Here is a 21,390-nt window from a genome sequence, read left to right as displayed (position 1 = left end):
TTCTAATTTTCTTTTACAGATGCCAGAGCAAGTCCCAGGTAAAGATTTCCTTTCTGGAATTCATCCACCGCCTTTTTGATCTGCTCTGCCGCCGCATCTTTGCCGGCTCTGCGCAGATTCTCAGCCACCTGATCAAGCTCTGCCGCATGATGCTCGTTGTGTTTGAGCATATAGTCAAGCAATGCGACCATCTTGTCACCCTGCGGTGCCTGCGCCTCATGCGAATGGTCATGTCCGCACCCGCCGCATCCACTCTCACAAGCGCTCTGTGCACATTCTGTATGATCGTGCGTATGCTCATGTTCATTTTCATGACCATGCTCATGGCTGTGCGTATGCGTATGTTCATACGTATGAGTATGCGGATGCTCGTGATCATGGGTATGAGCACAGAGATTACCATTTTCATCGTGAATCAAATGCATTATCAGCTCTCCTTTCCGCAAATGTTTGTTATTTTTTTCACATGCCAAGATAGTATATGACATTTGGTTGTATTATAGCATATCTTGTTTTTATCCACAACAATTGGCGTGTATTTTTTTCAAAACTTTTTCGTTTTTCACAAAAAAATACGGCAGGATCTGTCATATATCCTGCCGCCGTACTTTTATTTTTTCCTTCTGCCTGTATCCGGTCCGGGATCACAGCGCTGCACCGCACAGATTTTTCCCGTTTTTCTCCAGACTTTGTTAAATTTTTCTTAAATTGGAATCACCATGGGATCACAGAATTTTCCTGCTTGTTATCCCGCAGCATCAGCTGCGCAACTGCCGTTTTGGGGTCCTTCCCTTCAAAAAGGACTTTATTTACCTGCTCAATGATCGGGAGCTCCACATGGTATTTCTCTGACAGTTTCATAGCCGACTTCGCAGAATAGACTCCCTCGACGACCATGTTCACTTCCTCCATGGCTTCTTCCATCGAGTACCCTTTCCCGAGAAGTATTCCTGCTCTCCTGTTGCGGCTGTGCATACTGGCACAGGTCACGATGAGATCTCCGATCCCGGTAAGCCCGGAAAAAGTCTCAAGCTTTCCTCCCATCGCTATTCCAAGGCGTCCGATCTCTACCATCCCCCGCGTGATCAGAGCTGCCTTTGCATTATCTCCATACCCCATCCCGTCAGCAATCCCTGCCGCGAGCGCGATCACATTTTTCAGAGCACCGCCCAGCTCGATTCCCTGCATATCCGGACTGATATATACCCGAAAGCACGGACTCATAAAAAGCTTCTGAAGGCTGCGCGCAGTCTCCTCCTCTTTGGCGCCCACAACACAGGCAGTCGGAAGCCCTTTGGCGACCTCCTCCGCATGGCTTGGACCGGAAAGCACCGCCGCGCGTGCCTGCGGGATACACGCTTCGACAATATCGGTCATCGTCATAAGCGTGCTCTCCTCGATCCCCTTAGATGCGCTGACGATCACCGTCCCCGGCGCAACATACGGCTGCATTTTCCGGGCCGTCTCTCTTACGCATGCTGAAGGCACGACAAGGATCAGCACCTCCCGGTCCCCGACAGCCTCTGCCAGATCTGCAGTCACGCGGATCTGCGGCGGCAGCGTGATCTCCGGCAGCTTTGCCGTCACCCTCGTACGCCTGATCTTCTCCGCCTCAGCTTCCCGATGCGACCACAGTATCACGTCATTTTTATTATCACTTAGCAGGATCGCAAGAGCCGTCCCCCAGCTTCCTGCACCGATCACTCCAACCTTTGCCATATCTCCTCCTGTTCCCGGTCTGCACCGACCGCACTGCATTACTTTGTCTCACTTTTTTTCTTAAACAGATAGGTGCGGCGTTCTTCTCCGTGCAAAAGCCTTTTGATATTCTGGCGATGCATCCAGAATGCCAGCAGCATAAGGAAGCCTCCCAGTATATACATTTCATTCAGATATCTCTGTTCCATTGCGAAGGCGCCGCTTTGTCCAAAAACGAGAAGCTCTGCCATAAAACAGATATAGACGAGCAGGGAACCCAGAGAAACATAGTGAGTCAGAAATAATGTGGCCACAAACACCGCAAGAGCGATCAGCGTCATAATCGGATCCATAGAAAGGATCAGCCCTGCTGTCGCTGCGATCCCTTTTCCTCCGCGAAAATGCAGATAAAACGGAAAATTATGGCCAAGGATCACACCCGCTGCGGTATAAAGTCCAAGCAGAGGCAAAATATCCCCTTGTGTACTCCGAAAGATCATTCTAGTCACCATCACTGCGATGACACACTTAAACGCATCCCCGAGCAGCGTGACAGCCCCGGCGCCCGTACCGAGCGTGCGGAGCATGTTCGTTGTCCCCGCATTTCCGCTGCCGTAATTGCGGATATCGATCCCATGAAGCCGCCCGTAAATATATCCCGTCTGAAACAGCCCGAACACATATCCGATCACAAGACAAACCAAACGTTCCATGATCTATTCTTTTTCCTTTCGTTCTCTTATAATGAATTTTAAAGAAGTCCCCTTAAATCCAAATGTATCGCGGATCCTGTTTTCCAGATATCTTGTATAGGAAAAATGCATCAGCTGCTTATCATTGACAAAAATAACAAAGGTCGGCGGTTTCACAGAAACCTGTGTGATGTAGTAAAGCCTCAGGCGTTTTCCTTTGTCCGACGGCGGCTGCTGCATCGCCACCGCTTCTGCCATGATCTCGTTGAGCACGCCCGTAGCTACCCGCATCGACTGATTCTCAATCACCATGTCGATCGTCTCAAAGAGCCGCGGGATTCTCTGACCGGTCTGCGCCGAGATAAAAACAATCTCCGCATACGGCATATACGACAGCACCTGACGGATATCATTTGTGTACTTGTAGATCGTTTTATCATTCTTTTCGATCGCATCCCACTTATTTACTGCGATCACAATACCCTTTCCTCTGTCGTGTGCGATTCCGGCAATCTTTGCATCCTGCTCCGTCACGCCCTCAGAGGCATCGATCATCAGTATGACAATATCTGCGCGCTCCACCGCTGTCACGGTACGGATAATACTGTAGCGCTCAAGATCCTCCTTGATCTTATTTTTTCTGCGCAGTCCCGCCGTATCAATAAACACGTACTCTCTGCCATTCCATGTAACATCTGCATCAACGGCATCCCGCGTCGTTCCTGCAATATCCGATACGATCAGTCTGTTTTCTCCGATCAGCCGGTTGATCAGAGAGGACTTCCCGACATTCGGTTTCCCTACGATCGCAACTCTGGGACGATCATCTTCCTCCTGCTCCCCCTCAGCGTTATCAAAGTACGATACTACCTGATCGAGCATATCTCCAAGTCCCTGACGGTTCCCCGCCGAAATCGGATACGGATCTCCGATACCGAGATTATAAAACTCATAGACATCTGCGATATACTTTTCATAGCTGTCAACCTTATTGACAACAAGCACGACCGGCTTGTGCGAACGGCGCAGCATATCTGCCACCTTGGAATCCGCATCAACGAGCCCCTGCTTACAGTCTACCATAAAAATGATCACATCCGCCGTATCTATCGCGATCTGCGCCTGTTCCCGCATCTGAGAAAGGATCACATCACTGCTGTCCGGCTCAATTCCTCCTGTGTCGATCATCGTAAAGCTTATATTCAGCCATTCCACGTCCGCATAGATCCGGTCGCGCGTCACGCCCGGCGTATCTTTTACAATCGAGATATTCTCACCCGCCAGCGCATTAAACAGCGTAGACTTCCCTACATTCGGGCGTCCGACAATGGCAACGATCGGCTTACTCATCAAACTCCTCCTTTTTTCGCGGCAGCGGCACTCCCGTCACTGCCTCCACAAAATCATATCCGCTTGATTCTACAATACGAACCTTTATTTGTAAAGCACTTTCCAGTTCTTTGACTGTAATATCGTCCAGAAAAACCTCTTCCCTGCTGCGCAGCATATTGACAGGAAGCAAAAGTTCCTCCCCAAGTGCTCTCCCTTCCAGCTGCGCGATCAGATCCTGACCTGTAAGCAGCCCGGATACGGTGATCCGTTCTCCAAAAAATCTGTTTTCTATCTCATAGATATGCAGCCTTACCTGCGGATACTCTTTTCTGATCTCTTCATACAAAAGCCTCAGGTACGGCGCGGCAAGCATTCCGGTCGCAAGGGAAATCTCCCTCACGCGCCCGCCGTCAGATCCCTGACCGGCATCCTCGGCCCTCTCCGCCAGCGCCTCCATCGTCTCCTCATGCAAAAGACGCAGCATACCGACACCGTTTTCCAGCTGCAGATACCCGTCATAGCGCTCTGCCTCCGGGAGGCTGCGTCCTGCCAGCAGATACCACTCATCCGAAGCATGCACAAAATGAAGGCGGTACCTGTCATAAATCTTTTTCTGCCATCTTTCGATACAGTCAATCACACCTTTCGCATCCTCCTGATCAAACGGCTCCAGAGGATACAGACCTTCCCGGAATTTTGTCAGACCTACTGGCACAACCGAAACACTGCGAAGCGCAGGCAGGTACTGTGTAAGCTGCTCCAGAGAGTACTCCAGCTCCTCTCCGTCATTGACGCCCTTGCAGAGCACGATCTGACCGTTCATTTCGATCCCCGCGGCAGCCAGCCGCTCTACCTTAGGAAAAATATCTCCCGCAAAACGGTTGTTCAGCATCCTGCAGCGAAGCTGCGGATTCATAGTATGAAAGGAGATATTGATCGGACCCAAATGATACCGGATGATACGGTCGATATCATGGTCGCTCATATTCGTCAGCGTCACATAATTCCCCTGCAAAAAAGACAGCCGGGAATCATCATCCTTAAAATACAGGGTTTCTCTCATCCCCTTTGGCATCTGGTCGATAAAGCAGAAAATACACTTATTCCGGCAGGAGCGGTACTCATCCATCAACGAGCTCTCAAAGACGATACCCAGATCCTCCTCGTATTCCTTCTCTATCTCCAGTTCCCATTCTTCCCCGTCAGGCTTTCGCACAAGCACCGTCACAAGCTCGTCATTCATATAGTAATGGTAGTCAAATACATCCTCTATCTCCTGTCCGTTCACCGAGACAAGCGTATCTCCTGCCTCCAGCTCCAGCTCCTCGGCAATACTGCCCGGTATGATCTCTTTTATCTTATGCTCTGTATTCCTCATCTCTTCATCCTGCCTGTCTTTCACAATATTTATCGTGAGTATACTATTTTCCGCCGCAAAATGCAACCTTGCAGCAGTCCCGGGTTCACAAAGACACTCTCTTTTTATTGAATCAAAAAGAGAAAACTGCTATGATAAAAAACAGAACGAAAAGAACCATAACTATATTTTTGCAAAAAGGAGACTATAACTGTGAAAGAGATGGTGATGTATTATAATACACAAAACCCGGCAAAGGCACGCCTTGTAAAGGAGACTGTAGCACGCCTTGGCATCCGCATCAGAGACATCCTGCCAGAGCAGGTAAACGAAACCGTCGGCGCCCTGGCCGGTATAAAAGAAGCTGAAACGTACAGCGAAACCGGCTGGAATGAGTTTCAGTTCCGTCCGGTAATCCAGGATGAAGTTTTGATTTTTTATAATTTCAGCGAAGAGCGGCTGGACGAGCTGCTGCGTGAGCTGCGAAAGATCCATGCCAGCGTGGCGCTGAAGGCAGTCATCACACCAACCAACTGTTCGTGGCGTTTCTGGCAGCTTTATGCAGAAATCAAAAAAGAACATGAAGAAATGACACGGCAGATAAAAGCAGAGCATCCGTCTGTCTGATCCGGGCCGCACTATTTAAATGCGTCGATATTCGGCAAATTGCGCCATTATTCTTGACGCACCATTTGTAAAATGATATAAATATTATGAAAAAGTATGTAAAATTTCTTTAATAGATGGAGGAAAACATGTCTGATTTCAAGCGAATGGATCACATTTTACCTGTTGGCACACTCAAGATCGCCGCACTGGAGGGCTGCCGCAACCTCGGCAAAGCCGTCGACAGCTGCCTTGTCGCATCCAGAAAGGAAGCCAGCCTGCACAATAGCGCAGCGGCTGCCATTCCGGGCTATATCGCAGATTCTTATCTGCTGGACTGCCACTGCCCGCGCTTTGGTACCGGCGAAGGAAAGGGACATATCAATGATTCCGTCCGCGGCGCGGACCTTTACATTCTTGTTGATGTATGCAATTACAGCCTCACCTATACCGTCTGCGGCTTTGAAAACCACATGTCTCCGGACAATCATTATCAGGATCTCAAGCGTATCATATCAGCCGCTACCGGAAAGGCAAAGCGCATCAGCGTAGTCATGCCATTTTTGTATGAAGGCCGGCAGCATAAACGTACAAAAAGAGAATCTCTTGACTGCTCTCTCGCACTTCAGGAGCTTGTAGATATGGGCGTGTCCAATATCATCACCTTTGATGCACACGATCCACGCGTACAGAATGCGATCCCGCTCAATGGTTTCGATTCTTTTATGCCGACCTACCAGTTTCTCAAAGCACTGCTCGACTGCGCAGAGGATTTCATCATTGACAACGATCATCTCATGATCATCAGTCCGGACGAAGGAGCAATGAGCCGCGCCGTATACTTTTCTAATATTCTGGGCGTTGACATGGGTATGTTTTATAAGAGACGCGACTATTCTACGATCGTAAACGGCAAAAATCCGATCGTTGCACACGAGTTTCTCGGTGACTCGGTCAAGGGAAAGGACGTCATCGTCGTAGATGATATGATCTCCTCCGGTGACAGTATGCTTGACGTCGCAAAACAGATCAAGGAACGCGGCGCAAAACGCGTCTTTGTCTGCACCACCTTTGGACTGTTCACAGATGGCTTTGCCAAGTTTGATGAGTACTACGAAAAAGGATATATTTCCAAGGTTGTTACGACAAACCTGAACTACCGGGATCCGGAGCTTTTTACAAAGCCATATTATGTAGAGGCAGATATGACGAAATTCCTTGCTTCGATCATCGAGTCCTTAAATCACGATGAGACACTGAGCAAGATCGAATCTCCGACAAACAAAATCAACGATCTGCTTATCAAAGTACGCAAATAAACAGTCCCGCATATTTTAACCAGGAGCAATATCTGTCCGATTCTTCATTCAGACAAACATTGCTCCTATTTTATAGGTTCTCAAGTAACAAGTCCCATTTTATGTGAGAAAGTTGCTTTTCAACCACAATTTTGACTGTATGATTACGCAAGAGAACACCCCAGGTGATCTTTCCTATAAAAAATCTAATACTCTTTTTAGCACTTATTATATTCCAACACCACCGGACACTTTCCTGTAAGCATTGTACTTCTTGTATCTGGCTGGCTGCAACCAACATAAAATCTAAAATGGGAGCCTTCTTCTCTGCGGGTTCCAGTATCATCTACGATTTCAAATGCCTTTTTCGATATGGGAATCCGTATCTTGCCATGTTCGTTACACTTTAGGGACATCCTTGCAAAGCCTGTCAGGAACGGATTTTTTACTGCGTGTATTGAATCCAGATTTTTCACATAGACCTGCACAACCTCTTGTGTATCATACGCACCATTATTAACCGCCTCCACTTCCACAAAAACATTCTCTCCCGCTGTCTGCACAGCCGCATTTCTGATCTCCACGTCACCATACGTCAGCCCATAGCCAAATGGATACTGTGCTTCCTGCTCCATATAGCGATATGTTCTGCCCCGCATAGAATAATCTTCAAAGGCCGGTAATTCCTCCAATGTATTATAAAACGTAACCGGTAGTTTCCCAGATGGTGATATTTCTCCAAAAAGTACCTTTGCCGCCGCTCTGCCGCCCTGCGCGCCTGGATACCAGAGCATTAAAATTGCATCAAAATGCTCCGATGCGTACCGCATATCGATATCACTGCCTGCCATCAAACAGAGTACAACCGGTTTATGATATTTTGCCACCGCCTCCATCAGCTCACACTGTACTTTCGGCAATTGTAGTTCCATTTTGTCTCCAGAAGCGTAACTGTTTCCCGTGTCACCTTCTTCGCCTTCCAATGTTTCATCCAAACCAAGGCAAAGAACTACCACGTCACTGTTTTTCGCTACAATTTCCGCCTCAGCCAGACGATCCTGCCGCAATGCCAGATTTTCTGTTTTTTCACGGAACAGCTCACAACCGACAGATGTTAAAATCCGTACATCATCCCCAAGATACTCCTGTATTCCTTTTTGAAGTGTTATATATTCAGATGCTGTTCCGTGATAATTGCCAACCAGGGCAGCTCTGCTATTTGCATTTGGTCCGATGATCCCAAGGATTTTTATCGAATTTTTATCCAACGGTAAAATGCCATTATTTTTCAGTAGAACAAAGCTCTCCTGCGCTGCTTTTTCTGCCAGTGCCAAATGTTTTGAGCATTCTACCACCGTATATGGAATATTGTCATATTCACTGCCTTCAAACATTCCCAGCAGATAACGCGTTGTAAACAAACGTACTGCAGATTCTGTAATTGTCTCTTCCGTAACTAACCCCATTTGATATGCTTTCAAAATATGAAGATAGGTATTTCCACAATTCAAATCACAGCCATTGTTAATCGCCATCGCCGCCGACTCAGCCATATTTCTCGTAACCATATGATGTTCATGAAAATCACGGATAGCCCAACAATCTGAGACAAAGTGCCCCTGGAACCCCCACTGTTTTCTTAAAATGTTCTGTAAAGTTGCACTTCCACAACAAGGTTCTCCATTTGTGCGATTATACGCGCCCATGACTGCCTCTACATCTGCGTTTTTTACAAGTGCTTCAAATGCCGGAAGGTAAGTTTCTTCCATATCCTTTTGTGAAACCCGTGCATCAAACTCATGCCTCACTGACTCTGGACCGGAGTGTACCGCAAAATGCTTAGCGCATGCAGCTGCTTTCATAGTTTCTCCGTCTCCCTGCAAAGCCTTCACAAACGCAACCCCCATACATTCTGTCAGATAAGGATCTTCTCCATATGTCTCATGTCCTCTGCCCCACCTTGGATCACGAAAAATGTTTACATTCGGCGACCAGAAGGTTAAACCTTTATAAATATCGCGATCATCTTTCTCTGCATACGCATTATATTTTGCCCGTCCCTCAGTTGCAACAACATCTGCCATTTCGCTCATTAACTCTGTATCAAAGGTTGCCGCCATACCTATAGCCTGTGGAAATATCGTTGCCTGTCCTGCCCTTGCTACACCATGCAGGCCTTCATTCCACCAATTATATCTCGGAATGCCAAGCCGTCTGATAGGCGGTGCATCATAACGTAACTGACTAGCTTTTTCTTCTAATGTCATTTGCGCTACTAACGCCTTTGCTTTCTGTCTTGCTTCTCTTCTGTCCAATTTTTTCTCCTTTTTATTTCTGCTCTGCTTCTGTGTTTTTTATAATTTGCTGCGCTATACGCTCTCCAATGACTTTTTTATTCTGCGGATGCAAATCAGTTGGAGAACCAACATCGCCCGACACTGTCATATTCACATGCGGAAGCATCTGAGCTTTTTCCTGTTCTCTGCGTAATTGTTTCCATCCATTTCCGTCCACATCTGCCGGATCTTCATAATATGCAATTTGTACGTAATAAACAGGCAGATCCGGCCGCTTCATTGCCTCTCGAAACTGCTCTATAAGAACAGCAAATTTTTTACAATAATTTTCCGGATCCCCCGTATTACTCTCTCCCTGATACCACAGAAATGCTTTGACCGGAATTTCCATAAGAGGTGCAAGCATAGCATTATACACACCATACGGAAGATATTCCCAAAAAGTTTTTTTAAAAAATCCCTCTGAGGAAAATTTTCCTTTTCGCATCTGCCAGACTCCCGTCAGATCAATTATCGTTCCGTCTACCTCAAGAGAATATTCTAACTTTTCCCAGAATCGACAAATGCCATTTGTTACAATTACTTTTACTATGATTTCATTTTTACCTGCGTGCAGTAATCCATGTGGTACTATATAACGCCTGGGGGGATACTGATAATCGGTTTTCCCTACCATCTTACCGTTTACGTATGTAACATCTGCCTCGATTAAAAGCCCCAGCTTCAGCACAGCATCTTTTTCCGGTTTTTTTTCTAATTCAACCATTTTACGAAACTCATAAATCCCTGCCTGCGAATCCTGTGATTCTTCTCGTAAAAACGGTATCACCGTACGCTTCCAGCTCCCCTGCGGAAAATCATCGTCTGCACGCAGCATCTCCTGCACACGCATTTCCCAGTCATGTTCTTCTTTCTCTTTCTGCTTACGCATTGCTTCCTGCGAAACACATTTTTCATCCAAAACAACCTGTTGAAATTTCTCTGCGTTTTCTTTCGTCATAAAAGACTCTATCGGGCATCCTGGCACCGCTGTCTGAATCAGTCCGATCGGTACCCTGTATCTTTCATATAATTTCTTTGCCATAAAAAATCCGAGTGCACCAAACGTTTTTTTATCTTCACCAATCGCTTTTTTCCATTCACCACCGGAAACATCCGACCACTCTTGTGTAAAATCATACGAAATCGGCACCTTAAACTGCCTGATGGCATCGCAATACGTCTCATCAATTTCTTTTTGAAAACTATAATAAACCCAATTGATATCCAGTTCCATATTTGACTGACCACTCATAAAATAAATATCGCCAACCAGAATATCTTCTACTGTTTCACGATACCCACCGCGTGTTACTGTGAGTGAAAAAGGGCCGCCTGCTTTTATTTTTTCAAAACGCACACAGAATCTTCCCCGTTCACCAAATACTTCTTTTTCTTCTTCTGCAAACGTTATTTTCACAAGTTCGCCGTCCGCGGCTGCACCTGTCAGTATAAAATCCTCCTCCTGCTGCAGAACCATTCCATTGCTGATTATCCGATGTCCCCATTCCATAATTGCGCCTCTTCCATGTTCTGTTATTTTTAGTCTTTTATGTTTTCCTTGCCTCCCTGGGTTTTAATCGTAATTTTCTTTCTACGATTAAGCTGATATACATCAAAACCGATTGCCGCCAGCATGATAATACCTTTTGCTACAAACTGATAATATACATCCAGTCTCGCCAGCTGCATACCATTAGAAAGAATCGCCAAAATCAATACACCTGCAACTACACCTGAGATCTTTCCTTCACCGCCTCGCACACTAACACCGCCCAGCAAAACAGCTGTAATAATCGTAAATTCCAGTCCTGTTCCCATATTCGCTGTTACCGAGCCGAGCCTTGCGGAAAGAATAATTGCACCGATACCAGTCATAAAACCTGCAATTGATGCAATGAAAATTTTCATACCAAATACATTGATACCAGCCAGCCTTGCAGCTTCAACATTCCCTCCAATCGCAAAAACATAACGCCCCACATATGTTTTATTTAAAATAAAGCTCACCACAATCAACAATACAAGCGCAATTGCTACCGGAATTGGAATAATCCCAATATATCCCTGTCCAATAATTTTAAAAGACGGAGGAAGATTGGAAATTGTTTTAGACTGTGTCATAACAAACGCAAGTCCTTGAAAAATTGTTGATGTACCAACCGTTGCCATAAAAAGCTGCAACTTCAATTTATAAGCAATCAGCATATTTACCAAGCAAAGTACAATGCCAAGCAAAACAGCTACTATCACAGCCACCACTGGGGACATCCCAAATTTCGTCATCAGCAGCGCAATCACAACACCATTTAAAGAAATCGCATAACCAACCGAAATATCCACCTCACCAGACATCATAATAAAAGAAATTCCCAATGCCGTAATGATGATGTATGCATTCTGATTCAGAATATTAATGATATTAACTAATGAAAAGAAGTTCGGAGAAATTACTCCGAAAATCAAACAGCATACCGCTAATAATACCCATGCCATATTGTTTCGTAAAAATTCGCTTGCACTAAATTTTTTGTTCAGTTTCATGAGATCCTCCTTACATTCCTGATGCATATTCAAGAATTCTATTCTGCGAAAAGTCCTTTTTCTCGAGTTCACCAGCAAGCTTGCCTTCATGCATAACAATGATACGATCACTCATACCAATCAGTTCTTCCATTTCTGAAGAAATCATAATAATCGAAATTCCCTGCTGTACCATTGCATTCATCAACTGATAAATTTCCTGCTTTGCACCGACGTCAATTCCCCTTGTCGGCTCATCGAAAATAATAATGCGGCTATTCGTTGCCAGCGTCTTTGCTACCACAACTTTCTGCTGATTTCCACCGCTTAAATTTTTCACATACTGTTTAATGGATGGCGCTTTAATTCCTAATTTCTTTTGAAATTCTTCTACTAATTCTTCAATTTTCTTTACTTCCACAACCATTCGCCTAGAATATTTTTCCAGACACATAATAGAAATATTCCAATCAATAGGGAATTCAAGAAATGCGCCTTCGTTTTTTCTATCCTCTGGAATATAGCCAATACCTGCTTCAATCGCATCATGTGGGGTGCGAATTTTAACCGTTTTTCCATCCACCTTAATCGTACCGTGATCCATCTTTGCCGCACCATAAATTACTTTTGCCAGTTCTGTTCTGCCCGCACCAACAAGACCTGCAATCCCAAGAATTTCCCCCTGATGCAAAGAAAAACTAATATCTCTATCGCCATTTCCATAAAGATGCTCTACTTCTAACACACATTCCCCCTTCGGAATATTTCTTTCTGGATAAGATTCATTTAATTCTCGTCCCACCATCATCGTAATCAGTTCTTTTCTTGTCACATCTTTCATAGCGCAGGTTCCGATATAATGCCCGTCGCGCATGATACTGACTACATCAGCAATTTCAAATACTTCTTCCATGCGGTGAGAAATATATATAATGGTTACGCCTTTCTTCTTCAATTTCGCAATAATTTCAAACAGCGTTTTTACATCCGCAACCGAAATTGAGGCGCTTGGCTCATCCATAATAATCAATTTCACATTTCTGGTAAGCGTCTTCGCAATCTCTACTAATTGCTGCTTTCCCGGAGTCAATTCGCTGACCATCTCATCTACATTAATTTCTACACCGAACTCATCAAAAATCTCACGTGCCATTTCCCGCATTTTTTTAAAATCCGGCGTGATCTTACTACCAATTCTTTCACCTAAAAATATGTTTTCTACAACCGACATCGTCGGTACCAGATTGAATTCCTGATAAATCACACCCACACCTTTTTCTTTAGAAAGTGCCGGTGTCAGTGACTGATAGCGCTCTCCCCCGATTATAATTGTTCCCTGCTCCGGTTTGATTGCCCCGCTGATCACCTTAATCAGTGTCGATTTTCCTGCACCATTTTCACCCATCAGCGCGTGCACCTGTCCTTCTTCTATTGAAAAGCTGACATCATCAAGTGCAACAACACCGGGATATAATTTACTGACATGCTCAAGCTCAAGTATTTTACCCATTCCATCATACCTCGCTGTTCATTCTTTTAAATGTATAGAGGGATATTTTTCAACATCCCTCTACAAATTAAACCACACTCTGTTTCGGTTTACTTCAGGTAATCAGCTACATTATCTGCATTTATGAAGAATGTCGGCTCGTAGTATACGCCTGCTTCATCCACTTCAACCGCACCAATAACTGTATCAAACATTGTTTTTCCAAAAGTTACACCAAAGGCACCAGAGCCTCTGTAAGTACTTTCGTTATTGATTGATTTCTGGATTGCTTCACATCCTGTAGAGGAATAGTCACATCCGAAAATTCCAAACTGTGCCGGATCAACAGTCGGTGTCCGCATAATAACTTCGTCTGCCGGAAGTCCCATAAAGTCGGAGTATGTAAGGATACATTTTACATCTGGATGAGAAACAAGTGCCATCTCTGTAAATTCCTGTGCCTTTGTTGGAATGGAAGATACTCCTGTCGCATCGTATTCCTCTACGATAGTTGCTTTTGATGTCAAATTGACTACTTCCCTAAGTCCCTCTGCTCTCTTAATTGCTTCTTCCGTATTATTCAATGTCAGAAGTACAACTTCAATGCTTCCGTCTTCTGCATCCGGGAAAGTACTATCAATCCAGTCTGCAGCTGCCTGTGCAGCCGATTTTCCAAGATCATACTGCTCTACATTGGCCACTACATCGTAGTTATCTTTGCTTTCCGGAATACATCCGCACATAGAAATAACAACGCCCTGGTCTTTTGCATTTTTCAGCGCATCCAGAATACCATTTAAGTCAACCGGAATAACGCAGATTGCCTGTACACCAGATGCCACCATGTTCTCGATCTGCTCCACCTGCTTTGCTGTTGTCTGATCTGCCTGTGCTACTACGCATTCAATACCATACTCTTCTGCCGTTGCTTCCAGGCTATCTGCAAGGTTGGTCGTAAATTCATTATCCATTGCCGCCACGGAAAGACCGATCTTTGTCAGTTCTTCTCCGTTAATCGTAGTAACCTTTTCTGTCGATACCTCTGTTTCCTCTTCTGCTCCAGCACTGACACTCATCATTCCCAACGCCATGCTAAGTGCCAAAACCACGCTTACCAATTTCCGTTTCATTCTTTCTTCCTCCTGTTTCATAATTTTTTTGAAATTGAACTTTGTGATATTAGTATATCGATAACCCTATAATAAAAAAAGGAACCATTCTTGTGAAATGGTATCCTTTTTTGTCATTTACACAACCGTTTCAATCTGTACAATTCTACCATCCTCCACATACAATACTGTTCCCGCAATGCAATCAATCTCATGTAATCGATGGCTGATCAAAATCAGTTTTTTCCACTGCGCTAAATGTAGCAAATATTCCCGCATATAGTTTTCCTCCGCCACATCAAGACGCACAAATGGATTATCTAAAATCATTAGCTTCTGGTGAAATCTTTCTAACCGGTAAATAGCTACCAAACGGTAAAAAAAGTGATCCGAATATTGTCTGCCGCGTGCCACCAGAAATGGAAACTGTTTATAAAACTCTTTTTCCAAAATCATTTCCCTTGATTTATGAATCATTCCGAAAAACTCGCGCAAGTCTCTGCAAAGCATCAGATTATTTGCCAGAGAGATATCGCCCAGCAGCTTATCATATTCTCGATTTTCTACATATAAATACTGCTTCCGTTTAAATTTTTCTGTAGCAAACAGATTTTCTGTAAATGCTTTGTACGGCTGCATAACCTCACAATTTTCCAGAAATAGTTTTTTTAGATCCTCTGGCGTTCCCTCACGGCTTCCCCAGTCTTTGTCAAAAATACCCATCACATTTTTTCTGCGCATGTCATGCACATCTTCTTTTTCAATCCAGACATCCGCTTTGACCGCACCTGCTGCCGAAAAGCGATTTTTCCGGTACGCTTCTCCCAGCCAATAATACGGTATCTCCTCTTTGATAATGCTGTCTGTTGTCGATGTCTTTTTATCTCTCCCATCACTCATCAAGATTACGCGGTCACACATTTCGCGCACATTATCATATTTCTCCGCAAGAAAAATAAATGATGTCCCCTGCTCTTTCAGGCGCAAAAGTATTTTTTTTAACACTGCCAGATCCCCCGGCTGCAAATTGTCATCAGAATGTTCTAAAATCACCACTTTGCTATCATAAGATTTTGCTTTTATCAGACACACCAATAAACGCTCAAAATATGTAAGTTCCTTTACAAGCATCTGTGGATTCAATGAAATTTCAAATTCACGCAAAAGGTTGGCGGTCTGAATATGAATCGCTTTTGCCGAAGGCATCACAATGCCTTTTCCCTTACGCGTGCGAATCACATAAATATTCTCTGCAATACTGCAATTCTCAATCAGCACTTTATCAGGATTTACATAAAAAATCGCATGCTGTTTAATAATTTCACGCAACTTTTTAGGTGTGATACTTTCTTCCATCCAGTAAAAAGTACCTTCGTACTGTATCCTCTGTCCCACTAACAGTTCTCTTAAAATCTCTTTTCCAGAGGCACAGTTCCCCAATACCAGCACCCCTTCCGACTGATAAACTTCCATCTGAAAATGATTTAATCCATAATGCCGTCCCACACACAAATTACGGCAGGACAAAATCTCCTTTTTCTTCATTTTCTCTCGTCTTAGGAATTACAATCATTACATCTGTACCAAGGTAAAGGGTTGAACGGACTGTAATCCCATACTCTTTTCCATAGCATAATTTAATGCGCTTATTTACATTCTGAAGTGCAATCCCTGTTCTTTTCCTTTCCTCATTTCTGCTTCGATGAATTTCTTCCGTACCAAGCAGGCTTTCATTCAGCTTATTCAACTGTGTTTCATCCATTCCCAGACCATTATCCGAAACCTGCAAACGCACATGTTTTTCTGTCTCAAAGATTGTAATTGTCACTGTCCCGCCATTTTTATTTCGCTCCAGTCCATGAAAAATAGCATTTTCTACAATCGGCTGCAACGTCATCTGCGGAATACGATAATTATAACAAGACTCTTCTACCTCTGTGATCAAGTGAAATTTATCGCCAAAACGGTACTCTTGAATGTGAAAGTAGTCAAATATATTATTGATCTCATCAAGAATCGTTGTCACATTTCCCTTATTTGATATACAATACCGAAAGAATCGCGATAAATGCTCCGTCATAGCTGCAATACTCATATTTCCTGCAACCATCGCCTCTCCCCTAATAGAATCCAGCGTATTATAAAGAAAGTGCGGGTTGATCTGACTTTGCAATGCTTCATACTGCACCTGCTTACTCAATGTCTTTGATAGAAACTCTTCTTCCATACTCTTCTTTTCTCTTGCAAACTGTTCCAAAAGAAGCGTGTTTGTCTTTTTCTGACGTCGTTGCATGAAAAATATCGTCACACTATAGATCGCTGCGCTGATCAAAATCACTATCACTATCTGCGTGCTCATGGCGCTCCTTCCTAATGCAGTTTCCTGTACTCGCTGGCCTTAATTCCAACAACCTTTTTGAATAATTTGTGGAAATACTTCTCATTTGGATAACCCACTTCCAGAGCAATCGTTTTAATCGGTTGATTTGTAGTCTTCAAAAGATCTTTCGCTTTTTCCAACCGTAGCTCTGTCAGATAGTCAATATAATTTTTTCCCTCCACACTTTTAAATAATTTTGAAAAGTATGTAGGGCTCAAATCTACCTGCTCTGCCATATCCTCCAGTGAAATATCTTTCATATAATTCTGGGCCAAAAATTTTTCTGCCGCAAGTACCGGCATTTTTTTCGCCATCATTTTTTCTTCATGGTACGCTTGAATACGTGTAACGGAAAAATGTGTTAATCGCAAAAACAGATCCGAAACTGTATTACACAATCGCATTTCTTCAAAAATGCTTTCTACTGCCTTGCTGCAATCCGCTTCATCGTCACTGATCTGCTTCTGTACCATAATAATAATCTGCTTAACCTCTTCTAACAATACCTGCACACTAATACGGTTCGCCCGCCCAACGCCTGCTTCCATCGTCCGTAATACCATTTTGATACCATTCACATCACAGTTTTCCAAAAAGCGCCTTAGCTCCTTCCAATCTTCATCCTGCAAATATGCCCTGCATTTTTCCTCTGACTGTATTAATCTCCCATATTCAATCACTTCGCGTTCATTTCGGATGATGCGTTCTTGCCAGGCCGCTTTTGCTGTCTGTATAGAATGACACATCTGACCAATATTATAAACTGGCAATCCCACACCAAGAGTCACTTCAAATCGCCCGTAAATATCGCTTTCCTGCTTGATGTGTTTCAAAATTTCATAAAAACCATTTTTTATCAGAGGTTCCTCTTCTTTTTTATAGTTGAGCAGGATATAAATCCCCCCATCTCGTGCAACTGCAATCGTTTCCCCTATCTGAAACATGTCCTCTACAAAATGAACCATATTCTCAGAAAACACAGACTCTGTCTGGTTCAGATCCTGCCTGTTGGTCTTAATTAATACCGCTTGAAACACTTCGCTCTCAAACTGTATTTTTTCTGCACTTTTCTCCAATTTCTCGAACACTTTCTCATTTTCATTTAAAGATACCATATTCGATAAAAGCTGTTCTTTTTCTCTTCGCTCACTATTGAGCAAAATTGAATCGGCTTCCTCACGCTTCCGAATATCACTGATTGCCGCAATCGCCTTTTCCAGTGCAATATTTAAGTCAGCTTCGTTAATCGGCTTCACGAGAAAGTCTACTACACCATACTGGAGTGCCTGTCGCGCATATTCAAACTGCTTATAACCGCTGATGACAATAAAAGCTGTTTCCAGACCTTCTTTTCTCACATTTTGAATGATCTCCAAGCCATCATAAATCGGCATACGGATATCTGTCAAAACGATATCCGGGCGTTCTCTGAAAATACATTCCAAGGCAGTTTCTCCATCCTGACAACATTCGATAATCTCTATCTGAAGCGTTTCCCATTTTCCCAAACATCGAATCAACTGACAGATTTTCATCTCATCATCAACGATAATTGCCTTATACATTTCTTTCTCCTCTATGTTTCTAATGTACATTTTTCTCAGAAAAAGACATAAACTCACTCGCATATGAGCTGTTAAGCTGTCAAAATGCATGTACACAGCAAGGAGTTTTATGCCATGTCAAGTATACCACAGAATATCGAAAACCAAAACCAAATTTCTGATTCTGTCTCATTCTGTCTCATTTTCTCAATAATACGAAGGAATTTTATAACTGCTATATATAACAAAGGAAGCTTGCCTTTCCATTCTGCAAGCTTCCCGTTCTTTTTCTTCTTTTTAAGTTAAATAATCAGCGCAGCCCAAGAAATGCCGCCAGATTACCGCGCTTTCCATGCGAAGCGCGATGGGAAAATAATACATCCGGATTGCAGCAGGTGCATATATCGGTCACCGAAATATGCTCTGGCAATATGCCTGCGCGAAGCATGTTCTGTCTGCATGCTTCCCACAGATCAAGCTGATACTTTCCAGCTCCTTTCGCATAAAACAGCTTTTCCCACAAGTCTGTCTCATACGCTTCTTTGAACTGCACAATCACATCCTCGCTGACCTCATAGCAGTCCTGACAGATCGACGGTCCGATCGCTGCGAGGATATCCGCAGGAACTGTGCCGTACTGCCGGTTCATCGTACGAACTGTCTCCCCTGCAATATCTCCCACCGTACCGCGCCATCCCGAATGGGACAGACCGACTGCACCATGCACCGGATCTACAAAATACAAAGGTACGCAGTCTGCATAAAAAGTTGCAAGGACTACGCCCGGTTCGTTCGTCACAAGCCCGTCTACATCTGTATAATCACGCGGCTTTGTATAGCCCTTGCCGCAGTCCTGTGCCGTCACCACCCGCACATTCGCGGTGTGGGTCTGATCCGAACAGACAATATCCTTCGCGTCAAATCCAATTGTCGCGGCGATCCTCCTGTAGTTCTCCATGACACGTTCTTTTTCATCTCCACGCGAAAAACTGAGGTTCATCTGTGCAAATTCGTTCTCACTTACACCACCGATGCGTGTAGAAAAGCCATGTATCACTTTCCCGCATGCATCAAGGCCGGGAAAGGTAAGATACAGGACGCCGTCCTTCCAGTTTTCCTGCAAAAGAGGTGCACCGCCCTTTCTGCAAAAAAGCGTTCTGTCTCCTCTTATCTGAGTCTTCTTATTCGTTCTTCTCTCTTCTGTCATAATCTGTCTCCGCCTGCTCTACTCTCCTGTATCACTGCCCGCCTGCACGTTTAGCAGGAAAACGCATCCCGGATCAGCACAGCCTCCCCGCCAAGAAATGCTACTACGTCAAAGCGGCAGGGCTCATCTTCCGGACACCCGTGCTCCATCAGATACCATCGCGCACTGTTGATGATACGCCGCTGCTTGCGCAGATCCACTGCCTCTGCACCGTATCCCTTCCGGGCATCCGCACGATATTTTACCTCTACAAATACGAGATACCTGCCATCCCTCGCGATCAGGTCGATCTCTCCCAGATGGCATCTGTAATTATACGAAAGAATCCGGTAACCGAACGCTTCGAGATACTGTGCGGCGCGCTTCTCATACGCAAGCCCTGACGCACGGTTACTCGTTTTTTGATGTGCCGCCTTACACAGTGTTTCTTTGTTGGCCGCTTTCTTCTGTTTCATGCGCTGCATCCGAATCTGACATCCTCCTCCGGCAAAACATCATAAAAAGTTTCCAATAAAGCTTTTTCTGTGGATCGGCGAGGGTCCGTACTTGCGGATCGCCTCAATGTGCGCCGCTGATCCGTAGCCCTTGTGCGATGCAAAACCATACTGAGACATCACGGCGTCATACTCTTTCATCAGCCTGTCTCTGGTCACCTTTGCCATAATGCTTGCCGCGGCGATTGAAACGCTCTTCGCATCTCCCTTGATGATCGGCACCTGCATAATAGAAAGCTGCGGGATCCGGACAGCATCATTTAGCGACACCTGCGGAGCGGGAGCAAGCTGCGACACTGCCTGCGCCATAGCCTCATACGTAGCCCGCAAAATATTGATCTCATCGATCCGGGCCGGAGAAGCCATACCGACTGCCCAGGAGACAGCCTTCTCACGAATTTCCTCATACAGCTCCTCACGTCTCTTCTCACTGAGCTTTTTGGAATCATTCAGATATAAAATCTCGCAGTCCTGCGGAAGGATCACCGCGCCTGCAACGACAGGACCGGCCAGAGGCCCTCTCCCGGCCTCATCGATCCCGCAGACCACACCGTATCCGGCATATCTGCGCTCATACTCGCGCATGGCATCCAGGCGGCTGCGTTCTGCCTCCAGGCGCTCCAGTTTTTTCTGATATTGCGCAATCAGGCCGGCAACGCCTGCCCTCTCATCCTCTGCATACCTCTTACACAGAGCAGGGAGCATCTCGCTGTCGGCCATTGCAAATTCTTTTTTGATCTCACTGATACTCTTTTTCATACTAACCTCATTAATTCAAAAAACCAATCGAGGATGCCGGCCAGATACGCAGCACAGCTCTTCCGATGATATCCTCCCGTGAAATACAGCCCACACTCGGCTCTCTGCTGTCCGCACTGTTGTTCCGATTGTCCCCCAGCACAAAATACTCATCCTGGCCAAGTGTGATCGCCTCTGAGGCAAGTCCGGGATTGCGGATCGGCTCATTTCCATAGGGTTCCTTCAGGATTTTTCCATTAATATAGATATTTCCATCCTGGATCTGTACAGTTTCTCCCGGAAGCCCGATCACACGCTTGATATAAAACATCCCCTCCTGATAGCGGAACGGAAATACCACGATATCATAACGCCCGGGATCAGAAAACCGGTAAGAGATCTTGTCTACGATCAGATTATCACCATCGCAGAGCGAGGGGTACATCGAATCCCCCCGCACCTGCGTCCGCTCTCCAACGTAATGAACGATCAGATAGACTGCGCCAAAAAGAAGCAGCAGATAAAAAATCCAGCTTATCATTTCCTTCCATATGCTCTTTTTCTTTCCCTGTGCCTGACGCAATTTT

At 44.8% G+C, this 21,390-nt stretch carries 19 protein-coding genes; 2 read left to right on the top strand and 17 right to left on the bottom strand.

Features of this window, described 5'->3' with window-relative positions; translation table 11 throughout:
* Nucleotides 1-2 precede the first annotated feature (2 nt).
* The 5 genes from QOX44_RS13830 to QOX44_RS13810 form a co-directional block, all read right to left on the bottom strand.
* A complete protein-coding gene (locus QOX44_RS13830; protein WP_283683864.1) occupies nucleotides 3-425 on the bottom strand; it encodes a cobalt transporter in 423 nt (140 codons plus the stop codon).
* A 289-nt stretch (nucleotides 426-714) separates the two neighbouring features.
* On the bottom strand, nucleotides 715-1,719 hold the full coding sequence (locus tag QOX44_RS13825; protein WP_283683862.1) for an NAD(P)H-dependent glycerol-3-phosphate dehydrogenase: 1,005 nt from the start codon (nucleotides 1,717-1,719) through the stop codon (nucleotides 715-717).
* A gap of 38 nt (nucleotides 1,720-1,757) precedes the next feature.
* Entirely contained in the window at nucleotides 1,758-2,411 is a 654-nt protein-coding gene (gene plsY, locus QOX44_RS13820; protein ID WP_283683861.1) for a glycerol-3-phosphate 1-O-acyltransferase PlsY, read from the bottom strand.
* Nucleotides 2,412-2,414: 3 nt separating this feature from the next.
* Nucleotides 2,415-3,740 carry a ribosome biogenesis GTPase Der gene (gene der / locus QOX44_RS13815; RefSeq protein WP_283683860.1) on the bottom strand — a complete coding sequence of 442 codons (1,326 nt, stop codon included), beginning with the start codon at nucleotides 3,738-3,740 and terminating at the stop codon, nucleotides 2,415-2,417.
* Nucleotides 3,733-5,124 carry a DUF512 domain-containing protein gene (locus QOX44_RS13810; protein ID WP_331488411.1) on the bottom strand — a complete coding sequence of 464 codons (1,392 nt, stop codon included), beginning with the start codon at nucleotides 5,122-5,124 and terminating at the stop codon, nucleotides 3,733-3,735. The genes der and QOX44_RS13810 overlap by 8 nt, the downstream gene beginning before the upstream one ends.
* Before the next feature lie 177 nt (nucleotides 5,125-5,301).
* Here QOX44_RS13810 and QOX44_RS13805 point away from each other — a divergent pair, with 177 nt between their 5' ends.
* Nucleotides 5,302-5,706 (top strand): DUF3783 domain-containing protein, encoded by a 405-nt coding sequence (locus tag QOX44_RS13805; RefSeq protein ID WP_283683967.1) that lies wholly within the window; start codon nucleotides 5,302-5,304, stop codon nucleotides 5,704-5,706.
* Between the two features lie 128 nt (nucleotides 5,707-5,834).
* Nucleotides 5,835-7,004, top strand: coding sequence for a ribose-phosphate pyrophosphokinase (locus QOX44_RS13800; RefSeq protein WP_283683859.1), 1,170 nt, complete (start codon nucleotides 5,835-5,837; stop codon nucleotides 7,002-7,004).
* Nucleotides 7,005-7,201: 197 nt separating this feature from the next.
* Here the strand turns inward: QOX44_RS13800 and QOX44_RS13795 are convergent, their stop codons facing one another.
* The 12 genes from QOX44_RS13795 to lepB all read right to left on the bottom strand — a co-directional run bounded on the left by QOX44_RS13795 (nucleotide 7,202) and on the right by lepB (nucleotide 21,344).
* Nucleotides 7,202-9,298: a glycoside hydrolase family 3 C-terminal domain-containing protein gene (locus tag QOX44_RS13795; RefSeq protein ID WP_283683857.1), complete on the bottom strand. Its 2,097-nt coding sequence runs from the start codon at nucleotides 9,296-9,298 to the stop codon at nucleotides 7,202-7,204.
* Nucleotides 9,299-9,311: 13 nt separating this feature from the next.
* Nucleotides 9,312-10,832 (bottom strand): sialate O-acetylesterase, encoded by a 1,521-nt coding sequence (locus tag QOX44_RS13790; protein ID WP_283683856.1) that lies wholly within the window; start codon nucleotides 10,830-10,832, stop codon nucleotides 9,312-9,314.
* A gap of 29 nt (nucleotides 10,833-10,861) precedes the next feature.
* Complete coding sequence (locus QOX44_RS13785) at nucleotides 10,862-11,863, bottom strand: ABC transporter permease (protein ID WP_283683855.1); 1,002 nt, start codon at nucleotides 11,861-11,863, stop codon at nucleotides 10,862-10,864.
* Nucleotides 11,864-11,873: 10 nt separating this feature from the next.
* A complete protein-coding gene (locus tag QOX44_RS13780) occupies nucleotides 11,874-13,352 on the bottom strand; it encodes a sugar ABC transporter ATP-binding protein (RefSeq protein WP_283683854.1) in 1,479 nt (492 codons plus the stop codon).
* A gap of 89 nt (nucleotides 13,353-13,441) precedes the next feature.
* Nucleotides 13,442-14,461, bottom strand: coding sequence for a sugar ABC transporter substrate-binding protein (locus QOX44_RS13775; protein WP_283683852.1), 1,020 nt, complete (start codon nucleotides 14,459-14,461; stop codon nucleotides 13,442-13,444).
* A gap of 117 nt (nucleotides 14,462-14,578) precedes the next feature.
* Nucleotides 14,579-15,985: a hypothetical protein gene (locus QOX44_RS13770; protein WP_283683850.1), complete on the bottom strand. Its 1,407-nt coding sequence runs from the start codon at nucleotides 15,983-15,985 to the stop codon at nucleotides 14,579-14,581.
* Nucleotides 15,954-16,799, bottom strand: a complete 846-nt coding sequence (locus tag QOX44_RS13765; RefSeq protein WP_283683849.1) for a sensor histidine kinase — start codon at nucleotides 16,797-16,799, stop codon at nucleotides 15,954-15,956. The genes QOX44_RS13770 and QOX44_RS13765 overlap by 32 nt, the downstream gene beginning before the upstream one ends.
* Before the next feature lie 11 nt (nucleotides 16,800-16,810).
* Nucleotides 16,811-18,385, bottom strand: coding sequence for a response regulator transcription factor (locus tag QOX44_RS13760; RefSeq protein WP_283683848.1), 1,575 nt, complete (start codon nucleotides 18,383-18,385; stop codon nucleotides 16,811-16,813).
* A 289-nt stretch (nucleotides 18,386-18,674) separates the two neighbouring features.
* The gene (gene pgeF, locus QOX44_RS13755; RefSeq protein ID WP_283683847.1) at nucleotides 18,675-19,571 is read right to left on the bottom strand and encodes a peptidoglycan editing factor PgeF; all 897 of its coding nucleotides are present in this window, start codon (nucleotides 19,569-19,571) and stop codon (nucleotides 18,675-18,677) included.
* Between the two features lie 50 nt (nucleotides 19,572-19,621).
* On the bottom strand, nucleotides 19,622-20,026 hold the full coding sequence (locus QOX44_RS13750; protein ID WP_283683846.1) for a YraN family protein: 405 nt from the start codon (nucleotides 20,024-20,026) through the stop codon (nucleotides 19,622-19,624).
* Between the two features lie 39 nt (nucleotides 20,027-20,065).
* A complete protein-coding gene (locus QOX44_RS13745) occupies nucleotides 20,066-20,824 on the bottom strand; it encodes a ribonuclease HII (RefSeq protein WP_283683845.1) in 759 nt (252 codons plus the stop codon).
* 10 nt (nucleotides 20,825-20,834) lie between these two features.
* Nucleotides 20,835-21,344, bottom strand: coding sequence for a signal peptidase I (lepB, locus tag QOX44_RS13740; protein ID WP_283683844.1), 510 nt, complete (start codon nucleotides 21,342-21,344; stop codon nucleotides 20,835-20,837).
* Between the last annotated feature and the right edge of the window lie 46 nt (nucleotides 21,345-21,390).

The sequence above is a fragment of the Parablautia sp. Marseille-Q6255 genome (assembly GCF_951230155.1).
Classification (GTDB): domain Bacteria; phylum Bacillota; class Clostridia; order Lachnospirales; family Lachnospiraceae; genus Choladousia.
The sequence above is the reverse complement of the archived record's forward strand: the minus strand, read 5'-3'. Positions and strand labels throughout refer to the sequence as shown.

Bases quoted from the DNA above. Each gene is read 5' to 3' on its own strand.
- QOX44_RS13805 (WP_283683967.1), top strand. From the start codon at position 5,302: ATGGTGATGTATTATAATACACAAAACCCGGCAAAGGCACGCCTTGTA.
- QOX44_RS13785 (WP_283683855.1), bottom strand. From the start codon at position 11,863: ATGAAACTGAACAAAAAATTTAGTGCAAGCGAATTTTTACGAAACAAT.
- QOX44_RS13750 (WP_283683846.1), bottom strand. From the start codon at position 20,026: ATGAAACAGAAGAAAGCGGCCAACAAAGAAACACTGTGTAAGGCGGCA.
- lepB (WP_283683844.1), bottom strand. From the start codon at position 21,344: ATGATAAGCTGGATTTTTTATCTGCTGCTTCTTTTTGGCGCAGTCTAT.
- plsY (WP_283683861.1), bottom strand. From the start codon at position 2,411: ATGGAACGTTTGGTTTGTCTTGTGATCGGATATGTGTTCGGGCTGTTT.
- QOX44_RS13770 (WP_283683850.1), bottom strand. From the start codon at position 15,985: ATGAAGAAAAAGGAGATTTTGTCCTGCCGTAATTTGTGTGTGGGACGG.
- QOX44_RS13760 (WP_283683848.1), bottom strand. From the start codon at position 18,385: ATGTATAAGGCAATTATCGTTGATGATGAGATGAAAATCTGTCAGTTG.
- QOX44_RS13825 (WP_283683862.1), bottom strand. From the start codon at position 1,719: ATGGCAAAGGTTGGAGTGATCGGTGCAGGAAGCTGGGGGACGGCTCTT.
- QOX44_RS13800 (WP_283683859.1), top strand. From the start codon at position 5,835: ATGTCTGATTTCAAGCGAATGGATCACATTTTACCTGTTGGCACACTC.
- QOX44_RS13830 (WP_283683864.1), bottom strand. From the start codon at position 425: ATGCATTTGATTCACGATGAAAATGGTAATCTCTGTGCTCATACCCAT.
- QOX44_RS13745 (WP_283683845.1), bottom strand. From the start codon at position 20,824: ATGAAAAAGAGTATCAGTGAGATCAAAAAAGAATTTGCAATGGCCGAC.
- QOX44_RS13775 (WP_283683852.1), bottom strand. From the start codon at position 14,461: ATGAAACGGAAATTGGTAAGCGTGGTTTTGGCACTTAGCATGGCGTTG.
- QOX44_RS13765 (WP_283683849.1), bottom strand. From the start codon at position 16,799: ATGAGCACGCAGATAGTGATAGTGATTTTGATCAGCGCAGCGATCTAT.
- QOX44_RS13790 (WP_283683856.1), bottom strand. From the start codon at position 10,832: ATGGAATGGGGACATCGGATAATCAGCAATGGAATGGTTCTGCAGCAG.
- der (WP_283683860.1), bottom strand. From the start codon at position 3,740: ATGAGTAAGCCGATCGTTGCCATTGTCGGACGCCCGAATGTAGGGAAG.
- pgeF (WP_283683847.1), bottom strand. From the start codon at position 19,571: ATGACAGAAGAGAGAAGAACGAATAAGAAGACTCAGATAAGAGGAGAC.
- QOX44_RS13780 (WP_283683854.1), bottom strand. From the start codon at position 13,352: ATGGGTAAAATACTTGAGCTTGAGCATGTCAGTAAATTATATCCCGGT.